At 64.1% G+C, this 23117-nt stretch carries 17 protein-coding genes; 10 read left to right on the top strand and 7 right to left on the bottom strand.

The window, feature by feature from the left end:
* Window positions 1-15: 15 nt before the first annotated feature.
* The 3 genes from AWC12_RS26575 to AWC12_RS26565 all read left to right on the top strand — a co-directional run bounded on the left by AWC12_RS26575 (window position 16) and on the right by AWC12_RS26565 (window position 5025).
* Entirely contained in the window at window positions 16-1959 is a 1944-nt protein-coding gene (locus tag AWC12_RS26575) for a vWA domain-containing protein (protein WP_085178003.1), read from the top strand.
* A gap of 54 nt (window positions 1960-2013) precedes the next feature.
* Entirely contained in the window at window positions 2014-3591 is a 1578-nt protein-coding gene (locus AWC12_RS26570) for a peroxidase family protein (RefSeq protein WP_085178002.1), read from the top strand.
* Between the two features lie 243 nt (window positions 3592-3834).
* Window positions 3835-5025, top strand: a complete 1191-nt coding sequence (locus tag AWC12_RS26565) for an alkane 1-monooxygenase (protein WP_085178001.1) — start codon at window positions 3835-3837, stop codon at window positions 5023-5025.
* Here AWC12_RS26565 and AWC12_RS26560 read toward each other — a convergent pair.
* Entirely contained in the window at window positions 5005-5859 is an 855-nt protein-coding gene (locus AWC12_RS26560; RefSeq protein WP_085178000.1) for an SDR family NAD(P)-dependent oxidoreductase, read from the bottom strand. The two genes, AWC12_RS26565 and AWC12_RS26560, sit on opposite strands and share 21 nt — an antisense overlap.
* 601 nt (window positions 5860-6460) lie before the next feature.
* Here AWC12_RS26560 and AWC12_RS26555 point away from each other — a divergent pair.
* The 5 genes from AWC12_RS26555 (at window position 6461) to AWC12_RS26535 (ending at window position 12376) form a co-directional block, all read left to right on the top strand.
* Window positions 6461-7732 (top strand): PE-PPE domain-containing protein, encoded by a 1272-nt coding sequence (locus AWC12_RS26555; protein WP_085177999.1) that lies wholly within the window; start codon window positions 6461-6463, stop codon window positions 7730-7732.
* A 135-nt stretch (window positions 7733-7867) separates the two neighbouring features.
* A complete protein-coding gene (locus AWC12_RS26550; RefSeq protein ID WP_085177998.1) occupies window positions 7868-9349 on the top strand; it encodes a flavin-containing monooxygenase in 1482 nt (493 codons plus the stop codon).
* 60 nt (window positions 9350-9409) lie between these two features.
* The gene (locus tag AWC12_RS26545) at window positions 9410-10075 is read left to right on the top strand and encodes a cutinase family protein (RefSeq protein ID WP_085177997.1); all 666 of its coding nucleotides are present in this window, start codon (window positions 9410-9412) and stop codon (window positions 10073-10075) included.
* A gap of 206 nt (window positions 10076-10281) precedes the next feature.
* On the top strand, window positions 10282-11493 hold the full coding sequence (locus AWC12_RS26540; RefSeq protein WP_234814167.1) for a PE-PPE domain-containing protein: 1212 nt from the start codon (window positions 10282-10284) through the stop codon (window positions 11491-11493).
* A 37-nt stretch (window positions 11494-11530) separates the two neighbouring features.
* A complete protein-coding gene (locus AWC12_RS26535) occupies window positions 11531-12376 on the top strand; it encodes a class I SAM-dependent methyltransferase (RefSeq protein ID WP_085177995.1) in 846 nt (281 codons plus the stop codon).
* On the opposite strand, the gene AWC12_RS26530 is transcribed toward AWC12_RS26535, so the two are convergent.
* The 4 genes from AWC12_RS26530 to AWC12_RS26515 form a co-directional block, all read right to left on the bottom strand.
* A complete protein-coding gene (locus AWC12_RS26530) occupies window positions 12373-13740 on the bottom strand; it encodes a cytochrome P450 (RefSeq protein WP_085177994.1) in 1368 nt (455 codons plus the stop codon). The genes AWC12_RS26535 and AWC12_RS26530 overlap by 4 nt on opposite strands.
* Window positions 13741-13807: 67 nt before the next feature.
* On the bottom strand, window positions 13808-15292 hold the full coding sequence (locus tag AWC12_RS26525; protein ID WP_085177993.1) for a flavin-containing monooxygenase: 1485 nt from the start codon (window positions 15290-15292) through the stop codon (window positions 13808-13810).
* Window positions 15293-15337: 45 nt separating this feature from the next.
* On the bottom strand, window positions 15338-17635 hold the full coding sequence (locus tag AWC12_RS26520; protein WP_085177992.1) for a PE-PPE domain-containing protein: 2298 nt from the start codon (window positions 17633-17635) through the stop codon (window positions 15338-15340).
* Between the two features lie 504 nt (window positions 17636-18139).
* Window positions 18140-18931, bottom strand: coding sequence for an alpha/beta hydrolase (locus tag AWC12_RS26515; protein ID WP_085177991.1), 792 nt, complete (start codon window positions 18929-18931; stop codon window positions 18140-18142).
* Between the two features lie 235 nt (window positions 18932-19166).
* Between AWC12_RS26515 and AWC12_RS26510 the strand changes: the two genes are divergently transcribed.
* Together AWC12_RS26510 and AWC12_RS26505 are read left to right on the top strand one after the other, a co-directional pair.
* A complete protein-coding gene (locus AWC12_RS26510) occupies window positions 19167-20237 on the top strand; it encodes an LLM class flavin-dependent oxidoreductase (RefSeq protein ID WP_420087741.1) in 1071 nt (356 codons plus the stop codon).
* Window positions 20238-20624: 387 nt separating this feature from the next.
* The gene (locus AWC12_RS26505) at window positions 20625-21908 is read left to right on the top strand and encodes a hypothetical protein (RefSeq protein ID WP_085177990.1); all 1284 of its coding nucleotides are present in this window, start codon (window positions 20625-20627) and stop codon (window positions 21906-21908) included.
* Here the strand turns inward: AWC12_RS26505 and AWC12_RS26500 are convergent.
* Both AWC12_RS26500 and AWC12_RS26495 read right to left on the bottom strand, forming a co-directional pair.
* Complete coding sequence (locus AWC12_RS26500; RefSeq protein WP_085177989.1) at window positions 21905-22609, bottom strand: nitroreductase family protein; 705 nt, start codon at window positions 22607-22609, stop codon at window positions 21905-21907. The two genes, AWC12_RS26505 and AWC12_RS26500, sit on opposite strands and share 4 nt — an antisense overlap.
* A complete protein-coding gene (locus AWC12_RS26495; RefSeq protein WP_085177988.1) occupies window positions 22602-23108 on the bottom strand; it encodes a DUF2505 domain-containing protein in 507 nt (168 codons plus the stop codon). The genes AWC12_RS26500 and AWC12_RS26495 overlap by 8 nt, the downstream gene beginning before the upstream one ends.
* Window positions 23109-23117: the final 9 nt, after the last annotated feature.

The raw sequence follows: 23117 nt of genomic DNA, 5'->3' as shown, positions 1-23117 counted from the left end.
GAGGCTTAGAACGGCATGGGCAGACATAGCCTCCCGGATCCCGACGAGTCCAGCGAACGCAGGCCAGACGAACCACAAACCGAACGCATCGGGTTCGGCACGGATTCGGGCGATCAATTCGACGCGTCGACAAGTGATTTCGGCGATGACGAGAGCACAACCAAATTCTCGGTTGGCGGCCCCGGGCCGCGCACCGGCCCCCAACGCAGCTGGGACAACGGCGAGTGGACGGGCACTCACCGGGCGGTGACGCCGGGACGCCGCGGCGTCAGCGTGAGCATTGTCGTCGCGTTGGTGGCCGTCGTCGTCGTGGTCGCCGTCGTCATCCTGTGGCGGTTCATCGGCGACTCGTTGTCCAACCGGTCCGACGCAGCGGCCGCGCGTTGTGTCGACGGGGAGCTCGCCGTCGCCATCGTCGCCGATCCAGCCATCGCCGAGCCCATTTCCGCGCTCGCCGAGCAGTACAACCAGACCGCGGATCCCGTCGGCGACCGCTGCGTGAAGGTCGGTGTCAAACCTGCCGATTCCGACCGGGTGGTCAACGGCTTGAAAGACTCCTGGCCCACCGATCTCGGCGAACGACCCGCGCTGTGGATCCCGGCCAGTTCGGTGTCGGAAGCCCGCCTCGAAGCCGCCAAGGGTCCTGAATCCGTCAGCGACAGCCGATCCCTGGTTACCTCCCCTGTGGTACTCGCCGTGGCGCCCCAGCTCAAAGATGCTCTCGGCGAGCAGAATTGGGGCACTCTGCCCGAGTTGCAGACCGATCAGGCATCTCTGGACAATCTCGGACTGCAGGGCTGGGGCGGGCTGCGGCTGGCGCTGCCGCTCGACGGTGACAGCGACGCGTCCTACCTGGCCGCCGAAGCCGTCGCATCGGCGTCGGCTCCGCAGGGACAACCGGCGAATGCGGGACTGGGCGCAGTGAGCACGCTGATGTCCGGGATTCCGGAACTGCCCGACGCCGACGCGAACACCGCCCTCGACGCGCTCGTCGACGCCGCCAACCCCGCCGAAGCGCCCGTCCACGCCGTCGTCACGACCGAGCAGCGGGTCTTCCAGCGCGCCGCGTCGTCGCCCGACGTGAACGGCAAGCTGGCGGCGTGGCTGCCACCCGGGCCGACCGCGATGGCCGACTTCCCGACGGTGCTTCTGTCCGGCGACTGGCTCTCGCAGGAACAGGTCACCGCCGCAAGCGAATTCGCGCGAATCCTGCGCAAACCCGAGCATCTCGGCGAGCTCGCGAAGGCGGGCTTCCGGGTCGAGGGCGTCGAGCCGCCCGCCAGCGACGTGGTCGACTTCGCTCCCGTATCCGCCCCCCTCAATGTCGGCGACAACCGGGTCCGGACCACCATTGCCGATACGCTGACTGCCCCCGCCGAGAGCCCGACGGTGACCGTCATGCTCGACCAGTCGATGCCGGCAGACGAGGGTGGTGCCACCCGGCTGGCCAACGTCACCGATGCGCTCAAGGCGCGCATCCAGGTGTTGCCACCCGACGCCGGGGTGGGGCTGTGGACATTCGACGGCGTCGCGGGACGGTCAGAGGTGGCGGGCGGGCCGCTGTCCGAACCGGTCAACGGCACGCCGCGCAAAGACGCGCTGATCGCCGAACTCGACGGGCAGACAGCATCGAACGGAGGCGCCGTGTCCTTCACCACACTGCGGCTGGTCTACGGCGACGCCACGTCGAAATTCCGTGAGGGACAGAAGAACTCGGTGCTGGTGATCACCACGGGACCGCACACCGACCAGTCGCTGGGCGCAGCGGGTCTCCAGGACTACATCAGGGGCGCGTTCACAGCCGATCGGCCGGTGGCCGTCAACATCATCGACTTCGGTGACGATTCCGACCGCGCCACCTGGGAGTCCGTCGCGCAGATCACCGGCGGCAACTACCAGAACCTCGGAAGTTCCGCCTCGCCGGAACTCGCGGCGGCGATCGCGAAGATGTTGTCCTAAGAAAGTACGCTTCACCAGCGACAACAGTTCCTTGGGCGACGTATATTGACGCTCATGTACGGGGGGTATTGGCGGAAGAACGGCTTCAAGCGGGGCGTCCGGGTGCTGCTGACCACGCATGGCTCGTGGATCTGGCTTCTCCTGCGGCGGATACCGAAGGTGAACTCACGGGTCAACCGGTTCCTGATCAACACTTCGATCTACACGATGGAAACCCGTCCGCCCGCGCTGAGCACGAAAGCCTCATACACGAGCTGGGACACCCTCAACGATCGCACGTTCAGCGCCCGGCATCTCAGAGGCGACAACGACTTCGCGCCAGACACCAAGCCCGACATGGCCTGCGTCGAGGCGCTGTTCGGGAGACCGGAAGGTGCGCGGACGCTGTCCGACAGGTCGACACTGCTGTTTCCGTTCTTCGCCCAGTGGTTCGTGGACGGATTCCTGCGAACCGACCCCCGGGACCCGCGCAAGAACACCTCCACCCACGACATCGACCTCAGCCAGCTCTACGGTCAGAAGGACGTCGAGACGCAGGCGCTGCGAGCGGAATTCGGTCTGCTGAAGACGTCGATCGATGCCGACGGCCGCGAATTCCCGCCGCTGTACTACGACGACGACGGCAACGTCAAACAATGCTTCCGAGATCTGCCGATGGTTCTCGAGAGTCTCGACGACTCCAAGGCGAGGACCACGACGACGCTCCCCGACGCCACCAAACGCCGCCTCTTCGCGCTCGGACTCCCGCGCGGCAACATGCATTACGGCCTCGCCATGATGAGCACCGTCTTCATTCGTGAGCACAACCGCATCGCCAGGGAGATCCGCAGGCACAACAAGTGGGACAGCAATCGCATCTTCGAGACGACACGCAACACGATGATCGCGCTGCTCATCAAGATCGTGATCGAGGACTACATCAACCACATCACGCCCATCAAGTTCCCGCTGTACATGGAACCGGGGATCGGTGCGAGCGAGCGCTGGTACCGGCAGAACTGGATGTCGGTCGAGTTCAACCTGCTCTACCGCTGGCACAGCCTGGTGCCCTCGGTCGTCACGGTCGGCGGTGAAGCCAAACAGTTCGCCGGCCTGACATGGGACACCAGCCCGCTGACCACCCACGATGTGGCCTTCCTTTTCGACGAGGCCTCTACACAGCCTTGTGGCACCATCGATCTGCTCAACACCGACCCGTCGATGCTCGACATCGAGCAGACGTCGATGTACGTGGCTCGACGGACCCAGCTCGCGTCGTTCAACGCTTATCGCGAGAGATGCGGGCTACCGCGGCTCCGCAGCATCGACGACCTGACGTCGAAGCAACCGGTCCGTGACGCGCTCAAGGCCTGCTACGGCGACATCGACAACGTCGAGTTCTTCCCGGGACTCTTCGCCGAGGACGTCCGCACCGGCAGCACGCTGCCGCCGCTGATGACGACAATGGTCGCCGTGGATGCGTTCTCCCAGGCCCTCACCAACCCACTCCTGGCGACGGGCATCTACGGTCCTGCCACGTTCTCGCCTCAGGGGATGAAAGCGATCGACGAGACGAGATCTCTGGAAGACATCGTGCGGCGCAACACGACCGGCGAATCGGTGGTTCCCCGGGTCAGCCTGGCGTCCCGCTGATACGAAATCCGCACTTTGCTGCAGACTGGGCAACCGCAACGCCGTCTGAGGACGCCCTAATCGGGTCTGAGCAGCCGCCCAGCGCTGCTTGGCCGATCTTGAACTGGTCTGTCACGATTCGCGAGAAGTTCGCTCACACGATTGCCCGCGCCGTGCCTCAATGGTATGACGGCGTTACCATAAAGTCGCTTACGACTGCGATGATCGGGGGATCGTCGGGCCGAGAGGGGGAGACGTCGATTGATGCCGACTCTGCAGCGTGCCTTGAGGGGTGGCGGCCAGTCGCCTGAGGTCTCTCGGCCCTGGCGAGACAGAAAGCGCTACGTCTGGCTGCTCGGCCTGGTGGTGCCGACGCTGGTGCCCATGTCCGCCCTCTCGGCGGGGCTCACCGGCTGGAGCGTGTTCTGGTGGTCGGGTCCGGTGCTGATGTTCCTGGTGATCCCGGCGCTGGACTACCTCGTCGGCCCTGATTCGGATAACCCGCCCGACAGTGCACTCGCCTGGCTGGAGAACGATCGCTACTACCGTTGGGCGACCTACATCTACCTGCCCGCGCAGTATCTGTCGCTGGTGTTGGCCTGCTGGCTGTGGAGCGGCCGTAGCGGCATTCCGATGAGCGAACCCGACAAGCTCGGGCTCATGCTCACCGTCGGCGGCATCGCCGGCGTCGCCATCAACACCGCCCACGAACTGGGACATCAGCGCGCCCAGTCGGAGCGGTGGCTGAGCAAGGTCGCGCTCGCGCAAACCGGGTACGGGCATTTCTACGTCGAACACAATCGCGGCCACCACGCCCGCGTCGCCACCCCGGAGGACCCCGCGAGTTCACGGCTCGGGGAGAGCCTCTACGCCTTCCAGTTCCGTTCGTTTCTCGGAAGCCTCCGGTCGGCATGGCGAATCGAACGGCGGCGCCTGAGCTGCCATCACAAGCGGGTGTGGAGCCTGCACAACGACATCCTGAACTCCTGGTCGATGACCGCCGTTCTGTTCGCGGTGTTGCTGACGGCGTTCGGATGGGACATTCTGCCGTGGCTCATCGGGCAGGCCGTCGTCGGCATCTGCCTTCTGGAGTCCATCAATTACCTTGAGCACTACGGACTTCGGCGACAACGACGAGCCGACGGCAACTACGAACAGGTGCGTGCCTCGCACAGCTGGAACAGCAACTCCGTCATCTCCAACGTGTTCCTCTTCCACCTGCAGCGGCATTCGGATCACCACGCCAACCCGCAGCGGCGCTATCAGGCGCTGTGCCATGCAGACGAAGCCCCGCAACTTCCGTCCGGCTACGCCACGATGGTGCTTCTGGCGCTGTTTCCTCCGCTGTGGCGTCGAGTGATGGACCCGCGGGTCCTCGCTCACTACGACGGCGATGTGCGCTTGGCGGCAATGAGTCCACGCAAGGAGCGCAAACTATTGAAGCGGTACGGCTGACTGGACTTCCCGGGTGCGCTTCAGTGCGATGCCCGCGGTGCGCATCGACAGGGCCGGTGACAGCCGCTCGAGGTACCACAGGGCTTTCCACCACCGCGGGATGACGATGATGGCCTCGTTGCGCAGAACGCCGCGCAAGGCTTTCTCCGCGAACACGTCGGCATCCATGGGGCGTAGCGCCTCCCCCAGCTTGAGCTGATTCTCCCGGCTGACGCTCTTGTTCCTGCCGTATTCGCCTCCGGTGAGGATGGGCGTGCGCACGACCCCGGGACACAGCACGGAGACCCGGACGCCGTGGGTGGCGGCCTCCACCCGCATCGCCTTCGACAGCGCGACGACGGCATGCTTGGTCGCGGTGTAACCCGCCTGCGCGGTAGTGGTGATCAGGCCTGCCATCGAGGCGGTGTTGACGATGTGGCCGCTGCCCTGCCGGATCATCACCGGGTAGGCCGACTGCACGCCGTGGATGACACCTCGAAGGTTGACGTCGATGATGTCGGTCCAGTCGTCGAGGGTGAGGCTGTCGACTTCACCGCCGATCCCGATACCGGCATTGTTGAACAGATAGTCGATCCGGCCCGTTGACCGCACGGTCTCCCCGACGGCCCGTTCGAACGCCTCGGGATCGCGGACGTCGAGCTCCACCGCATGCGTGGTGGCGCCCTTGGCGCGCAATCGTTGTGCCAGCTCGTCGGCGACGTGGATTTGGCGGTCGGCGATCCACACCTGCGCCCCGGCCCCGGTCAGCTTGCCCGACAACGCCGCACCGATCCCCGAGGCTCCGCCGGTGATGAAAGCGACTTTCCCGGTGAGTCCAGCTGCGTTGGATGCCATTCGGGAAGGATATCGGCCGGTCGCCCGACCCCGATGCGGGCATGCGGCCGGGGGTGCTGAGGCGTTTGCCCTTGACGCCCGTCAATCTTACCGGCGAGTCAGTTCTGAGGCGCGGGCCCACCGATCACGTTGTAGCCGACGGGCGGTCTCGCGCTTCCAAAGTTCACTCCCCGGATCCCCACCGTAAAGGGTGTGCTGCTAGGGATGGTACAGACCAACAAAAATTATTAGCGCCACCGCTGCTGGCAACAGCAATGAACAGGTCGAGGGCTAAACGCGAGGCCCAGAGTTACAAATTTGTTATTACGGTGAAAAGCAAGCCCCAGCGATGAGCAATTCAATAGACCCTTAGCAATCTAACTGGGATAACTGTCGCGATAGACGGTCATTAGTTAGCTTTGACGTCTCTCAATATTACCGTTCTCTACCCCTGTAGAGATTACATAAACGAGCAATAACAGCAATATAACTACCTTTTGCTAACTTTGCGTTGATTGGAAATACGTCTATTTTGCTGCGCAAAGTTTGACACTGGCGCAATATGCTTCTGTCACGCCAAGTTGGCGAGTCGCTTCACTGCTACTAATCGGGGAGATTTGAGATGCGCAGAAGCATTCGAAAAGCCGGGGTCGCGTGTGGTGCGGCCTTTGCTTCGGCGGCGTTGGCCATGACGACGTCGACGGGAGCATCGGCCGTGACAACGGCCGTCGCAGTCGGTGGTCTGGGAACGCCTGACATGCACGAGGTGGTCATTGCGCCGCTGCTCGGCGGAAAGCTGGCACGCGAAAACGACATTCTGGACGGAGTCGAGTGGCCCGCCCAGGCCAAGCGCCCAGGAACGGGTAACACGCTGGGGCAGTCGATCACTCAGGGCATTGCCAGCCTTAGTGACCACTTCGACGATGCCCTCGCACGCCTAGAGGCCGGTGAACAGTTCACTGTTGTCGGGTTCTCGGCCGGATCGCTGGTGGTCAACGACTTCATGCGGGAATTGGCCAGCGATCCCAACGCGCCTACCAAGAGCCAGGTCAAGTTCATCTTGGTCGCCGACTCCAGCCGCCAGAAGCTGCTCAGCGGTTCCAGCAAGTACAACCCGCAGTACGACTACACGTACCGGCCGGCTCCTGCCACAGCCTATGACATCGACGTCGTCACCGGTGAATACGACGGCGCGGCTGACTTGCCGGACAGGTGGTGGAACTTCCTCGCGGTCGCGAACGCCATCGCAGGCGGCATCTTCGTCCACGTGCCGATGATGTTCGCCAATTACGAGGACCCAAATGTGGCGAGGGTGCTGTCCACCGAGACCAACGACTTGGGTGGGGTTACGACGACCTACCTGGTCAAAGCCAAGACGCTGCCGTTAGTCCAGTTACTTCCGTTCCTGAAGTCTCAGGAAGCCAGCTTGAAGGCGAAGATCGACGCGGGCTATAGCCGCAATGACACCGTCGCCACGGCCACCTTCGCCGCCCGTTCGGCCGCCGTACCGGAGGCCGCGGTCGCCAACGCCGCCGCTCCTGAGGCTGACGACGCGGCCGTCGCTCCTGAGGCCGCCGACGCGGTCTCGACGGAGGTCGAGGACGATGCGGATGTCAAGGGCACCAAGGATGCCGCCGAATCCGACAGCGACGCCGGCGATTCGCACAGCCGGACGACCAAGGCGAGCAAGAACGAGGAAGACGCCGACGAGGACGCCGAGGCATCCAAGTCGGACGAGGATGAAGCTGAGGCCGCCGAGGACGCCGACAAAGCGGACTCGGTCGCGGCCAAGGACGACGAGGACGACAAGGATGCCGATAGCACGGATCCCGGCTCGTCAGTGGGCTCGTCGTCTGGGGAAACTGGGTCGTCCGACCCCGGCTCCTCGCAGTAGCCTCCCCGAACTCGAGGCTGCCGACGTAGGACGCCCGCCCGAAGCCCCGGCATCCGGCCGGGGTTTCGTGGTGTGCACGGTTGCCACTGCTTTTTAACCTGATGATCTATTTGCTGTGGGGTACCGTTGTCGACCATGGATGAACCGCAGTACGACGTCATCGTCGTCGGTGCTGGCTTCGGCGGTATGGGGGCTGCCATCCAGTTGAAGAAGATGGGCTACGAGAACATCCTCATCGTCGACCGTGAGGATGATCTGGGTGGAACGTGGCACGTCAACCACTATCCGGGTCTGGCGGTCGATATCCCGTCGCCGACCTATTCCTATTGGTTCGAGCCGAATCCGTACTGGTCCCGGCTGTACGCACCGGGAACCGAACTCAAGAAGTACGCCGAACACGTCGCCGACAAGTACGACGTCCGCAGGCACATGAGGTTCAACAGCCCGGTCGACGGCGCCGCCTGGGACGACGACGCGAAGCTCTGGCATGTGGCGCTGTCCGGTGGCGAGACCCTGACCTCGCGATTTCTGATCACGGCGACGGGCTATCTGTCCCAGCCTCGTAAGCCCGACATCCCGGGCATCGAGGATTTCGCCGGACGCATCCTGCACAGCATGGACTGGGACGACAGCTACTCCCCTGCCGGAGAACGCATCGGTCTCATCGGAACCGGCGCCACCGCGGTGCAGCTGATCCCGCAGTTGACCAAGCAGGCGGCGGAGCTGACCGTCTATCAACGCACGCCTATCCACGTCGTCCCGAAGGTCGACTTCCCGATTCCGCCATTCCTCCGGCAATTGTTTGCCCGGCTACCGATGCTCCAGCGGGCCTTCCGGTGGACCAGCGACGTGAACCTCGAAGCGATGATGATTCTGTCGGTGCTGAACTTCAAGTACTTCCGGCAGCTCAACACCATCGCCAACCTGACGTCCACTGCGTTGCGGTTCGTTTCCATTCGGGACAAGGCGTTGCGGGCCAAGCTCACGCCGGAATACGAGTTCGGCTGCAAGCGCCCCACGTACTCGAACTCCTACTATCGGATGTTCACCAAGCCGCATGTGCACCTGCAGGCGGCAGGGATCGAGCGCGTCGAAGAAGACGGGATCGTCGCCTGCGACGGGACGAAGACCACCATCGACACCCTGGTCCTGTGCACCGGCTTCGACCTGTGGGAGGCGAACATCCCCGCGATCGAGATCATCGGCCGCGACGCACGGAACCTCGGTAAGTGGTGGCGCGACAACGGCTTCCAGGCTTATCAGGGTGTCTCGATCCCCGCTTTCCCCAACTTCTTGAGCCTTGCCGGCCCCTACGCGTCCAGCGGACTGTCGTTCTTCAACACCGTGGAATACCAGATGCGCCATATGGACCGTCTGTTCGGTGAGGTGCAACGCCGCAACGCGACGACCTTCGAAGTGACGCCGCAAGCCAACGCCGCGTTCCGCGATCGGATGTCGAAACTCCTGGGCAAAACGGTGTTCGGGCTCGGAGACTGTTCGAAGTCGCGGTCCTACTACTTCAGTCCGAGCGGCGAGACGCTCGTGCGGCCGGCATCGACCAACCAGACCAACCGGGAGAACGACAACTTCCCGCTCACCGATTATTCATTCGACTGAAAAGGCCAGTTCAACGGCGCTGTTCAGAGAGCACTCCCAGTGATGTGACAGCATGTACTCATGCGGGTGCGGCGGATGTGGAGTGCTCTCGGCGCGACGGCGATGGCGTTGGCCGCAACCATCCCCACGGCAGTCGGAATTCCGTCGGCGAGCGCGCAGCCGTGTCCCGACGTCGAGGTGATCTTCGCGCGCGGAACCGGCGCCCCGGCCGGTCTCGGTTGGCTCGGTACGGCTTTCGTCGACTCACTTCGAGCCAAGATGGGCGACAAGTCGGTCGCCGCCTACGGAGTGAACTACCCCGCGAGCTTCGACTTCGACGTGTCGGCTCCGATGGGCGCAGCCGATGCAACCGGCCGAGTGCAGTGGATGGCCGACAACTGCCCCGACACCAAACTTGTACTCGGCGGCAATTCGCAGGGTGCAGGCGTCATCGATCTGATCACCGTCGACCCCAAACCGCTCGGCCGGTTCACGCCGACCCCGTTGCCACCGCACCTGGCCGACCACGTGGCCGCCGTCGCTGTCTTCGGAAATCCGTTGCGCGACATCCCGGGTGGCGGGGCGCTGCCCCAACTCAGCGGTACCTACGGGCCGAGGACCATTGACCTGTGCGGGCTCGACGACCCGTTCTGTTCGTCGGGCTTGAATTTCCCTGCGCATTTCTCCTATATCAAGAACGGGATGGTCGAGGAGTCGGCGAACTTCGTCGCCGGCCGGCTGCGGTGACCAGCAGGGTCTGAGTCACTAGCAAACCTATACATCCTATTAACGTCTGGGCGTTTAAATTGCCCACGAAGAGGGAAAGGGTGCAAAACCGGATCTTACGATCGCGAAATCGCCCGCGGAAATTCGCGTGATCCGTCGCCACCGCACTGTACGCTGAGGCAGTCAGCAAACGGTGCAACTGGGGGGCGCTCATGATAAGGGGAGACATGGCTAAGGCCACGCGTAACCGTCGGCGCAAAGCAATGGCCGTGGCGGCGGCGGCAGCCGTACCGCTGATGGCGTTTTCAGTTGTGGCGCCGATCGGCCCGGTCGCGGGGGCCGCCGATTTCAACTATTTCCCCGACGAACCCACTCGGGTGTTAACCCTCAGCCTGTTGCCCGGCGGCAATGACGACGACCTGAGCGGCGTCATGTGCGAGTCGCCGCGAACGTGCAAGAACGTGCTGTATTCGCGGGCCAATTCGACGGCAGCCGTTGCGACCCTCGACAAGGTGCTGCGCGACGGAACCACCGGCAAGCAGATCGTGTTCGCCTACAGCCAGGGCGCGCGGGTGACGGGCCGGTGGCTGACCGACAACGGGGGGACCGACGGCGCCCCGTCGGCGCAGGACCTGAGCTTCGTGTTGATGGGCAATCCCAGCCGCAAATATGGTGGTTCGGACCGTGATTGGCAAACCACCTTCCCCAGCACCGACTATCGCGTGATCGACGTGTCCCAGCAGTACGACATGGCTTCGGACTTTCCCGACGATCCCTTCAACCTGCTGGCCCTGCTCAACGCGAACGCCGGCTTCTTCTTCACCCACCAGGACTACGAGACCGTCAACATCTACGACGAGAAGAACTACGTATGGGTTGAGGGAAACACGACCTACGTCTTTGTGCCGACCGAAAAACTCCCGCTGCTCAAGCCGCTGCGTTGGGTGGGGTTGGGCTTTCTGGCCGATGCGTTGAACGGACCGCTGAAAGAGATCGTCGAGCGCGCCTACGACCGTTCCTACCTGCCCGCGAAACCGGGCCTTCCGCCGGTTCCGCCGCCCGAACCCGAACTGCTGCAGGCGAATACGCGCGGCGACGTGCAATCGGTGTCCCGCTCGTCGGTACTACCGTCGGAGCCCGCAGCACAGGACGTAGAGCTGTTCACCGAGGAGGTCGATGAGATGGACGAAGTCGACCTGCGCGAGGAATCGTCAGTGGACACCGTCAACTACGACAACTCAGCCGCCGATGAGACCGAGTCGACCGACGACGAGGTCGCGGACTCCGACGGCGTGGCCGGCTCTGACAACAGCACCGACACGTCGGATTCCGCGGCGTCGCATCGTCGCACCCGCAAAAGCGACACCGACGCCCCCTCCCAGCGAGAATCCTCGGACCGGGAGTCATCGGGCAGCGAGGCGTCCGGGGACAGCGAATAGGGGTCCGCGCGCCTGGACTTTTTCGTCAGGTTGTTTCATGTGCTTGGCTGGCGGTATGGACGTCAGCGGCTTAGCGCCGATCGAACAGACCGCGCTCCTCACCGAGTATTGCCGCGCCCTCGACTCGCGATCGGACACCCCTATTCTGGGTGACACCGGTGCGGACGACACGGTGCGACACATCAACCACGACTTCGCCGGCCTGGGCGCGAGTCCGAGCGTGGTGGCACTGGTGGCGCTGCGGGCGAAGATGCTCGACGAACGCATCCGGGCCTACGTGGCCGCCAATCCTGCTGCGGTAGTGGTCGATATCGGCGCCGGGCTCAGCAGGGCGGTGTGGCGGGTGGATCCGCCCGAGACCGTCGACTGGTTCAGTGTCGACCTGCCCGCGGTCATCTCTGTGCGCGATTCCTTGGTGCCGGCGCATCCGTGTGCACACTCAGTGGGAGGCAGCGTGCTGGACCCGCAGTGGACAGCCGGTGTTCCTGCCGACAGGCCTGCGATGGTGTTCGCCGACGGCTTGTTCGCCTTCCTCGACGAGGACGCGGTGATCGGGATTCTGCGGCGGATCACCGGGAATTTCGCCTCGGGCGTGATCGCGTTCAACGACTACGGAAAGGTCAGCAAGGCCAACCAGATATTGGGCCGGCTGGCGACCTCGAGCAAGTCGAATTCGCCTCACCGGCAATGGAGTTTTCCGGGATTCAAGGATGCCCGCACACCGGAAGCGTGGAATGCGCAGCTGCGCCTCGTCGAGGAGGCAAGCGCGATGCACCGGCCCGAGAGTGCACTTTTCCCTGCGGGTCTGCGGATGGCGAGCCGCCTGTCGCGCCAAGTGCCCTCGATCGCCAGGAAGGCGCGAATTCTGCAGTACCGGTTCTAGCCGCTGCCCTCGGCGACCGACGCCGAATCGGCACTGCGCTGTTGCGGCGTGCGTCGCCGACGCACCACCGCTCGGCCGCCTCGGCCCGGCGTCACTGTGACGCCCCGGCTGTGCGGCTTTTCGTCGGGCTCGTCGGTGGGTTCCAGCCGGAACTCCCGCAGCATGGTGCGCAGCGTGACATCCATCTCCATCGTCGCGAACGACGCGCCGATACACCGCATCATGCCGCCGCCGAACGGAATCCACGCGAACGGGTTCGGTGGATTGCCGATGAACCGGTCCGGATTGAACTTGTCGGCATCCGGGAAACTCTCCTCGGCCGCCATGGCGAGCTGGGTGCTCGCCATGATCGTGTCGCCTTCGGGAATCACCCACTCCCCCAGCCGAATTCGAGTCCTGGCGCGACGCAGGGCAGCGGTCAGTACGGGACGAGTGCGCTGAGATTCGGCGATCGTCGCCGCCATGAGTTCGGAACCTCCCGCATCGACCTCGTCCGAGAGGCGCTGCAGCAGATCCGGGTGACGGCGAATACGTTCGATCGTCCACGCGAGCTGTGTGGACGTCGTTTCGTGCCCGGCGACGAGCATGGTCAACAGCTCATCGACGATGTAGGAGTCGGGGATCGGCTCGCCGTTGTCGTAGCGGGCCTGCAGCAGCAATGACAGCACATCTCCGCGTTCGGTGAAGTTCGGGTCCGAGCGGGCGTCGGCGATCAACGATGTGCAGATCTCGTCCATCCGTCGCCGGTAGCGGGCGAACTTGCCGCCGGGGCTCCACGGGCCGACGTCGCGGCGCACCACGGACGGCAACAGCGCAATCTTGGAACCGAATTCGACCGCGGCGGGGATGACGACCCGCAGCTCGTCGAGCTCGTCGCCCTTGGCCCCGAACACGGCGCGCAGGATGGTGTTCAACGTGATCCGCATCATCGGCTCAAGCGTTTCGAACTCGACACCCTCGGGCCAGGAAGCCATCTCGCGCATCACCTCTTGTTCGGTGATGTCCTCGTAGGCGCGCATGTTCTTTCCGTTGAAGGGCGGCAGCAGCAGTCTGCGGCGCGCCAGCAGCTCGTCGCCTTCCAAATTGAAGATCGAACCGGGTCCCAGCACGTCGCCGCCGAGGTTGTTCTGCGGCCTTCCGACGAGGTCGCGGCTGGTGCTGAACAGATCCTTGACGAGCACCGGGTCGCTGATCACCACGGTCTCTCCGAATACCGGCAGCTGCAAGGTGAACGTGGAACCGTACCGACGGCCCAGCGCGGCGACCGAACCGTAGCGGGCGGCCAGCACCACAGCGCCCTGGATCAGTTTCGGGATCCGTGGGCCGGGCGGCAGCCGCACGGGATCGGTAGTGGCCGTTGCCATGTCGTCACCCCTTGGTGTCGGGTCGAGATCTGCTTGTCAGCGATGGCCCAAGGGCCGGGGTGGCCTGTCAGGCCATCTGGTAGTGGCTCAGCGGGAAGGTGTCCTGCTCCTTGACGGCCTGACGGATCGACGTGGGGCGGAACAGCGGTGCCTCGCCTGAACTGTTGAACCAGTACGAGCGTGAATTCGCGCAATTACCCAGGGTGAACACCGAGTCGTCCAGCAGGGTCAGCATTCGATCGAGGAATTCGGCGTTGGCCTCTTCGGTGACCTCGAACGTACTGGCGCCGCGACGCTGCAGCTCGCCGAACAACCGGTTCATGTGGCGCATCTGATACTCGACGGTGTCGAACCACGACATCCCGACCCACGCATACGGGCTCGCCTGGGTGAGCAGGTTGGGAAACAGCGGCACAGAAAGGCCCTCGTAGGCTTGGAACTTGTTTTCCCGCCACCACTTTCCGAGATCTCGACCCTCGCGACCGATCACCGGAATGGCCGGCAGATTCGATTCCCAGACGTCGAAGCCGGTAGCGAGGACCAAGGTGTCGACATTCTGCTTGACTCCGTCCTTGCTGACGATGCCGTCGGATTCGATCCGCTCGATGCCTGCCGTCTCCAGGTGTACGTGGGGTTTGTTGAACGTGCGGTAGTAGACGTTGGACAGCGTCGGTCGTTTACAGCCGAAGTCATAGGACGGGGTGAGCTGACGGCGAAGGTTCTTATCCCTAATGGCCAGGAACCGATGCAGCCGCCCGATCGCGGCTGCCGCCCGGTTCACCGGACGGAACTGGCGGAACTTCCACATCGCGATCGTGACCATGACGTCCATGAACATGTCACTGGACAGCCGCAGGAACCGCTGTGTGGCAGGCACTTTCGCGAACAGCCGCTGGGCGCGCGGACCGAACGAAAAGTCCAGTTTCGGCATCACCCAAATCGGAGTGCGCTGATAGACCGTCAGCTCGGCGACGTCCTCGGCCAGCTTGGGGATCAGCTGCACACCGGTCGAACCCGTACCGATGATCGCCGCCCTCTTTCCCTTCAACGAGTAGTCGTCGTCCCACTCTTGGGCGTGCAGCACCGTACCGGCGAAGTCGTCGATCCCGGGGATGTCGGGCTTCTTGGGCTGACAGAGGTAGCCCGTCGCCAGGATCAGGAACTGCGTCCGCAGCGTCTCCCCGCCGACCAGCGACACCAGCCAGGTCTGGCTGTCCTCATCCCACTGCGCACCCTCGACAGTAGTGCCGAACCGCATGTACCGGCGCAGGCCGTATTTGTCGGCGACATGGTCTGCGTAGGTCTTCAGCTCGTTACCGGGAGCGTAGAGCCGAGACCAGTACGGATTTGGCTCGAACCAATAGGAGTACGTGGTGGAGGGGACGTCGACCGTCAGCCCGGGGTAACGGTTGACGTGCCAGGTACCTCCGAGGTCGTCCTCGCGGTCAAGGATGGCGATCTTGCGGTACCCCAGCCGATTGAGCTGGATGGCGGCACCCATTCCGCCAAAACCCGCACCGACGATAACGGCCTCAAACTGCTCCGTGCTCACGGGGCGATACTACGGTCCTTTGCGCGACCGTTCCCGACGCCCTTGTCAGTCATCGCCTGCGCCACCGCTGCCGCCGCTGCCCGCGCTCCCGGTGCCGCTGCCACCGCCGCTGCCGTTTCCGCCGCTACCGGAATCACCGGAGTCGTTGGAATCGGTCGTGTTCGACTCCGCTGCCGCGGTGGCTTCGGCCTGAGCTGCGGACCTCTCGGCCTTGGTGGTCTTGCGCTCGTCGTTGTCGGTGTCGGCCCCGTCCTCGTCAGCCGGCGAGGTCGTGGACTCTTCGGGCGTCTCGACCTCGGCCTCGGGCTCGGGCTCGGGCTCGGGCTGAGGTGTCTCAGCCTCCGGCTCGGGCCCGGTCTCGGGGGTTGGGGTTTCCTCTCCCTCAACGGGCGCGTTCTGAAACTTGTCGACCAAGTCCTGGACGGCGGTCGTGACGACATCCGGAGTCCCCGCGGAGGGTGCCGTGTCGTCTGTGGACGTCTCGGTGTTGTTGCTCGCCGTCTCGCCGGTGCCCTCGTCAGTGGTCTCCTCGGTGTCGGAGACGGAGAGCATGCGCAGTGTCGATTGCTGGTCGCCCGATGGCGCGGGGTCGATGCCGGACTTCACGCGCCACGCCGCGATTTCCTCGGCGGTCAAGCCCTCCACGGGGTCACCGATGTATTCGCCGGTCTTGGGGTCGTACAGGTTCTTGACCGACGGCGGAATGTAGGCGCCGGGGTAGATGTCCAGGCCGACCTTCCATCCCGTCGGCATGAACGGGTCGGTCTTGTTGCACTTCGGGCACAGCAGCTTGGCGAACGGACGCGCGAGGTAGGCGAACGGCGTCATCTTCGGGTTCCACACGTAGCTCATCGGCACGAACGGGTTCCACGTCGTGTTCAGCGCGTCGAGCAGATTCCCGAACGACTTGAACTGGTCCTGCAGCGTCGGAGTCTTGATGCCTTCGGGCCTCGACATCAGATGATCCCAGAACGACGTCGTCTCCTGGAACGGCGTCAGATAGACCGTTTCGTCGTGCCATTTGACCTCGTCACCTGTGAGGCCAAGCTCTTGGCCCCAGAAACCCTCGACCGAGCTGACGGGGTTGTACTCCGGGGTGATCGGGCTCGTGAACTTGTATCCGTTGGGGCTGAACAGATCCCACAGCATCACCTTGAACATCTGATCGGTGATCCCGGCGGGGTTGTCGCACGGGGGGAAGCCCGTGCAGCCGGCGTTCATCGGCAGGTTCGCGCGCGCCCAATAGTCGGCGATTTCGCCCAGCGGTTCGGAGATCGACGGGATCGCGATCAGGAAGTCGACGAAGGCCCGTGTCATCTCCGGGTTGGCCGGATCCCAGCCCAGCACGTTGACCGGGGTGTAGACCCACCAGCTGCCGCTGGCGCGCATCGCCTCAGCGAAACGGTTGGTGCCCGCGACGGCGTAGTACGGGATGTTGGCGATCGTCTCGGCCAGGTTGATCGGGATGTACGACCAGCTCTTGTCGGGGGCAGTGATCGTCGTGTTGGTGATGCGGTCGTCGCGGTCGTAACCCTGCTCGATCAGGTACTGCAGGCCCGGCGTCAGGTCGTCGGCGAGCTGGTTGAGACCGATCCAGCGCAGCGGCTCGACGATCGGCAGCGTCTTCGACGGGACGAAGACGTACTCGATGTTGCCCTCGGTCCACTTGCTGTTCGCCGGGTCGTCGAGGTCGACATCCGAATAACCCTTGCCGAGGTGGTTGGTGAAGAAACCCATCGCGGCGTTGAGAACCGCGAGTGAATTCAGCGTGTTTTTGGGCTGGTCGACCGTCGGGTCGTACTGCATGGCCACATCAATGACCTTGTACGGGCTTTCAGGCCATGGCGTGAGGAACAGCGAGCCGCCGTACTTGCGAGTCGGATTGCCGATGACTACGAACGTCAGCTTCTCGGGTGCGGGATACGCCCCGGGATTCTCCAGATGCTTCTTCAGCCACTGAGACGCGACGGTCGCGCCCTCGCTGAAGGCGAAGATGGTGGTGTCTTCGCCAAGATTTTCAGTGAGGTTTTCTTGGAGGGCCTTTACGCCAAAGCCGAAGTATCCGGCCGCGTTCGTGAATATGGGTACGTAATCGAGCTCATAGCAGGGAGTGCCGTTTCCGCCACAGACAGTGCCGTTGAGCTGCTCGCCCATTTCCAGCTCTTGGGGAGACGGATTGATCGTGATCACCCGCGCGGAGAGCGTGACGTCTTGCGTGACCTGCTTGGTGGTGGTGGCCGCACCGACCGCAGGCGCGGGCGGAGCGATCGGAGCGAGCGCAATGACGCTCGAACCCACGATGGCAAGACCCGTCGTCATATACGGGCGGAGCGCTGAATGCATGTCGCAACCTTCCAGGTCGTTGCAATGTGATGACGATCCGATCACGGCAGAGGTGAGCGGAGATTATCACAGATTCACACCGCAAGGAATTGCTGGCTGAAATTGCGAACATCCCCGCAACCCCTCAGAGAAAACCGCTTGGGATGCTGTGGCAGGCCAGTTTCCCGAGTGGGTCCGTCCTGCGAGAGTACCCGCAAAGCTGAGGTGCGCAGGGCCAAAAGCTTCCTGAAGCAATTGCTGAAGGGCTTATGACCAAGCTTGTGAACTGCAGAATACGTTCGACGACTATTGTGCAGCGAATACGCACTGTGGCAACGTGGATAGCTGGTTACGGAACCGTAGCCACCGCGGGCGCGGCTCGGCGGGCGGGGCGGCGCACCCACCTTCCAGCAACATCGGATGTGAACTGGAATGTGTTACAGAGGCTTTTGCTGGCCACGTCAATTAGCCGAGGGCTGGCGGAACCCATCCGTTACATCCGTCGCAGGAGCAACAACTGCGGGGTCATAAACCGCGAGATACGAGCCACGAATCGATTCGCTCGGCCACTGATCTCCACCCCGGTTCGATCATCATGTTGTGCCCCATGCCGGGGAAGAATTCGGGTTGGGTCCCGTAGGCCGCCGCGGTCGCCTTGACCTCGTCTGGAGTGACGGCCAGGGAGTCCTCGAGCGCGCCGAGAACCAGCATCGGTGCTCGCACCCGCGCGGGCCGGGGCAGCACGGTGACGCCGTCGCGACCGGAGCGGGCGCTTTCCTCCTGGAGACGGGCGGCGCAGGCGACGACGACCGACTCCGGGGTGTTGCGTGAGAAAAACCGCTCCCTGGCCAGTTCCGGTGAGCTGACGTAGGGCAGCGATGTGCCCGTGGCGGACAGCTTCAGGAAGTCTCTGGGGTGCCTTCGTAGCCATCGGATGCCCGACGCGAAATAGCCCCTGGGCGGCGCCGAGGCCATCAGCACACCCGCCGGGATGTCCCGGGACTCCAGGAACTTCTGGACGACGAAGCCACCCATCGAGTGTCCGATCACCACCGGCGGCGTCGGGAGAGTCGCGGCGACGCTCGCGACGTCGTCGACGTAGTCGGTGATCGACAGGGCGCGAAGTGGCTTGTCCGAAAGGCTGTTGCCGTGCCCGCGCAGACTCAGGGCCAGTGCTCGATACCCCTTGCCGGCGAAGAAGTCCAGAAAATGTTCATCCCAGCACCAGGCCGCATGCCACGCGCCGTGCACGAAAAGAAGCGGAACAGGATGAGCCGGGCCCGCACTCCCCTTGCCGATCACCTCGAGCGGTGCCATGACAGGTCCACAACCTTTTCGATCGAGGGGCGGATCTCCGAGCGGAGACGAGCATGTGCAACCTACCACTGACCACCTCGCGACGATCATCTGGCGAACGGGCGTCCGCACGGCGGGAGTACGGTCGCTGACTATGACGTTCCGAGCGCGATCCGCCGTCTCCCCTTTCCGTTTCGGATTGCTCGACGGAATCGTCAACACCCGGATCTCGCCGACGCTTCTCCCGTCGGCCAGCATGCTCACGGCGTCGGCGACCGGCGCCGACTCGTTCTGGGTCGGCGACCACATCAACTCGCTGGTGCCCCGCTCGGTGGCCACCCCGGAACATCTCGGCCTCGCGGCGAAACTGGTGCCCAAGGTCGACGCCATCCTCGAACCGTGGACCATGCTCGGGCACCTGGCGGCACGCAATCGCCTGCGCCGGCTGCGATTCGGTGTCTGCGTGACTGATGCCAGCCGCAGGCACCCGGTGGTCACCGCGCAGGCGGCCGCCACGTTGCATCTGCTGACCCGCGGCCGCGCGATCCTCGGGATCGGTGTCGGGGAACGTGAAGGCAACGAACCCTACGGAGTCGAGTGGAGCAAGCCGGTGGCCCGGCTGGTCGAGGCGCTGGCCACCATTCGGGCGCTGTGGGATTCGGGCGGCGAGCCGGTGACCCGTGAATCGGAATGGTTCCCGCTTCGGCACGCAGTCTTCGACTTACCCCCGCACAAGGGCCGCTGGCCCGAGATCTGGGTCGCAGCGCACGGCCCCCGGATGTTGCGCGCGACGGGGCGCTACGCGGACGGCTGGGTGCCGTTCGTCATCTCGCGGCCCGACGACTATTCGCGAGCGCTCGACGCGGTGCGCACTGCCGCTTCGGACAACGGCCGCGACCCCATGGCGATCACACCGGCGGTGAACCGGACAGTGGTGGCCGGGCGCACCCGCGACGACGTCGACGAGGCACTCGATTCGGTGATCGTGAAGTCGGTGGCGCTGGCCGCGCCGGCCGAGGCCTGGGCCAGGCACGGAGTGGAGCATCCGCTCGGATCCGACTTTTCCGGCGTGCAGGATCTCGTTCCGCAGACGATCGATCAGGAGACGGCCCTCGCATACACCGCTCGCGTTCCGGCGTCGCTGATGAAGGAGATCTGTTTCCACGGGACCGCCGACGAGATTCTCGATCAGGTCGCCGAGTGGCGCGACCACGGCCTGAGGTACCTGCTGGTGATCAACGGTAGCCAGCTGAACCCCAAGCTGCGCAAAGGCATCGCGGCGACGGCGCCCTACACCTCGGTTCTGCGGGGGCTCAAGAAGCTCTGAGGTGTTTGCCGTGAGTAGATGTCACAGGCACGCCGGTGCGGCTCGGACCGCATTCGGCGGTGTTCGTCAGTTCCCGAGGGCAACGGCGCCCGGCAACTCATCCCGAAGGCACGCGGGCGTGCGCGTGCGCATATCGTGCCGAAATCCCGCTGCACACTCGTTATTTCGCACAGGCGTCAATTATTATTCGTCCAAGGGCGTCAATACTCGCCGCTGCGCGTCCGCGAATCGGCAGGGACAAACATGTGCTGCAGCGGGAACGCGCAAGCTCGCAACGACCGAGGGTGGCCACTTGCAATTGTTTGCGGAAGGGTGGGAGGTCCCGGCGGGCACAGGGTATGGTCATCCGGTCGACCGATGTAAACGTCGGGGGGAAAGTTGGGTGTCATGCGAGTAGCAGTCAAGCCAGTCATCACCACCAGCGTGGCTCTGGTTGGTGCCAGCGTCATTGCCGTAACCCCGATCCAGGCGCCTGCGCCGACCGTCCGCGCCATCGAATCCGATGTCAGCCTGTCCGCGTCCTCCGTGGCGTACGTGCCCGTCAACATGATCCAGCAAGCGCTCAGTGCTCCGGCCAACATGGTGGCCTCGCTCGACCGGCTCGCCGCTGCGATGGTGATCAGCGGAGACTGGAACGTAAACCAACCCAACAATCAGTGGGGCTGGGACGAGGCCAACCCGGCGATGTTGATGGAACTGGTCAACACGGTGATCCCGTTCCCGCACTTCTCGGAGCCGTTCGGCAGGCACCTGAACTGGTGGGCCACCGCGAATCTGCCGATGTATGAGGGCTGCAACTTCGAGTGTCCTGACCTGCCCGGGATGTTGACCAGAATGTTCAGGGTTCCGATGAGCGAGTTCTACGACGAGGACGGATACACCTTCCCCGTAGTTCGCACGCCCTACAACGGCATTGAAACCACGTGGTCGAGAACTCCCGTTAAGCTGGATCCCGCCGAACCCATTCGCTCCCTATGGGATTCCCTGACATCCGAGCCCGAAGGTGTCAAATCCACCACCCTGTGGGAATTTGTCAGCGCTGTTGCAAACTTCAGCGCGGCGATGCAGGTCACCGGTCACCTGCCGGACTGGATCGCGGTGCGCGAGATCGAGACATTCGTCAAGCTCTTCCTGCGCCCGCCGGCCGAAGCGGCTGACGACGTCGATACCCCTTCCGATGCAACAGATCTGGAACTTGTCGCGAATACCGTCGCGCCGGCTGACGAAGCACTAGACGGGCAATCACCCGCACTTGCACTGCGCAGCTTCAGTTTTGACGCCGCTGGCGGCACCGACGGTGCCGATATCGAACAGCCCATCGAGAAGCCGGGCGACGACGGGACCCTGGAGTCGGAGACGACGTCGATCGTCGACACCGCGACCAGCTTCCTGAAGGGCAAGTTCGCAAGCGTCCAAGAGGACGAAGCTCACGACGGCGAGGCTGTGGCGGACGAGGCGGAAGACACTGCCACCACTGAGGACACCACCGCAAAAGACACCCACACCGTGCGATCGCGCGGTAAGCGCGACCTCGTGCGCGACTCAAGCGCCGCGGCCGACTCCGAGGGCGGCGGCTCGACGTCCGGCGACGACTCGGGCTCGGGCTCGGGCGGTTCTGCTAACGCGGGCTCGGGCGGATCCGGCGGTGGCGATACCGGAGGCGAAAGCTAGCCGGTACCCATCCAGGGGCGGTTGCCGTAGGTGTTGAGGTGCATCACCTCGGCGACCGGCCTGCGGGTCGTCGGCCCGTAGCGGCCCCGCGGCCATCCCAGCGGCACAACGCAGCACGGTGTCACCGACACGGGTAGCCCGAGGGTCTTGCGCGTCGAGGTCACGCTCCACAGCGGAAGCGTGATCAACGAAGCGCCCAGGCCCATCGCGCGGGCCGCCAGGAGCAGGTTCTGCACGCTCGGGTAGATGGAGCCGAAAAATCCCGACAGCGCCGCGTGCGGCATCGGCACGAACGGGATGCGGCCGTCTTTGGCGCCGAGTCGCAGGCACGCCACGATCAAGACTGGCACCTCGGTGAAGTGGTCCACCTGCCACTGCACCGCGCGCGCGGTCTTGGCCATCGACGGATCGCGCTTGGACACCCGCCGGATCACCGCGTGGTAGTACAGGTTCCATGCCTGCCGGTACCGCTTGGCGAGCTTCTTCTTCGTCGCGTAATCCTTGACGACGATGAATTCCCAGTTCTGTCCGTTGGCGCCCGTGGGCGCATGCAGCGCGACCTCGATGCACTTCATCAGAATCTCGTCATCGATCGGGTCGGGGTAGACGCGGCGTACCGCGCGTTGGGTCATCATCACATCGATCAGCGACATATCCAGCCGCGCAAGGGCTTCCGGAGTCGACGGGGTGGGTTCAGCCATTCTGTGCAATCCAATCGGAGGTGAAGCGCTGAAGTTGCGGGATCTCGGTGACGATCTGACCGCAGATGGCTTTCTCGACCCGGCTTCCGACGATCGGGATCTTCACCTCCACGGTTCCGGTGAAGCTGAATCGCGAACCGTGCGAGACCTGAGCGACTGTGGCGCTTCCCACACCCGAGCCTGGAACGCCGGAGGCAGAGATCGTGACCGCGCCGGCTACCGCATCGGCACCTGTGCGGTGCCACGTCTCGGTGCGCACGATCGAGAGGTTGCCTCTGAACACCTTGGTCAGCGGTCCGGGCAGCAGGTCGTTGCGCAGGTCCTGGGTGGTCGCGACCGAGACCGCGCCGTCGGCATCGACGTCGAGCCTGTCCAGCGTGGTTGCACCACCGCCGAACTCGGCGATCCGGTCACGCCAGTATTCCTCGTCGCCGAAGGCGGCGAGGATCTGCTCGACCCCGGCCGGTGAATCCGTCTGGACGTCAAAGGGTGTCGGCATGACGCGGCC

The sequence above is a fragment of the Mycolicibacterium iranicum genome, assembly GCF_002101705.1.
GTDB classification, from domain to species: Bacteria; Actinomycetota; Actinomycetes; order Mycobacteriales; family Mycobacteriaceae; genus Mycobacterium; species Mycobacterium iranicum.
Note: the sequence above shows the minus strand (reverse complement) of the source record. Positions and strands in the feature narration are given on the sequence as shown.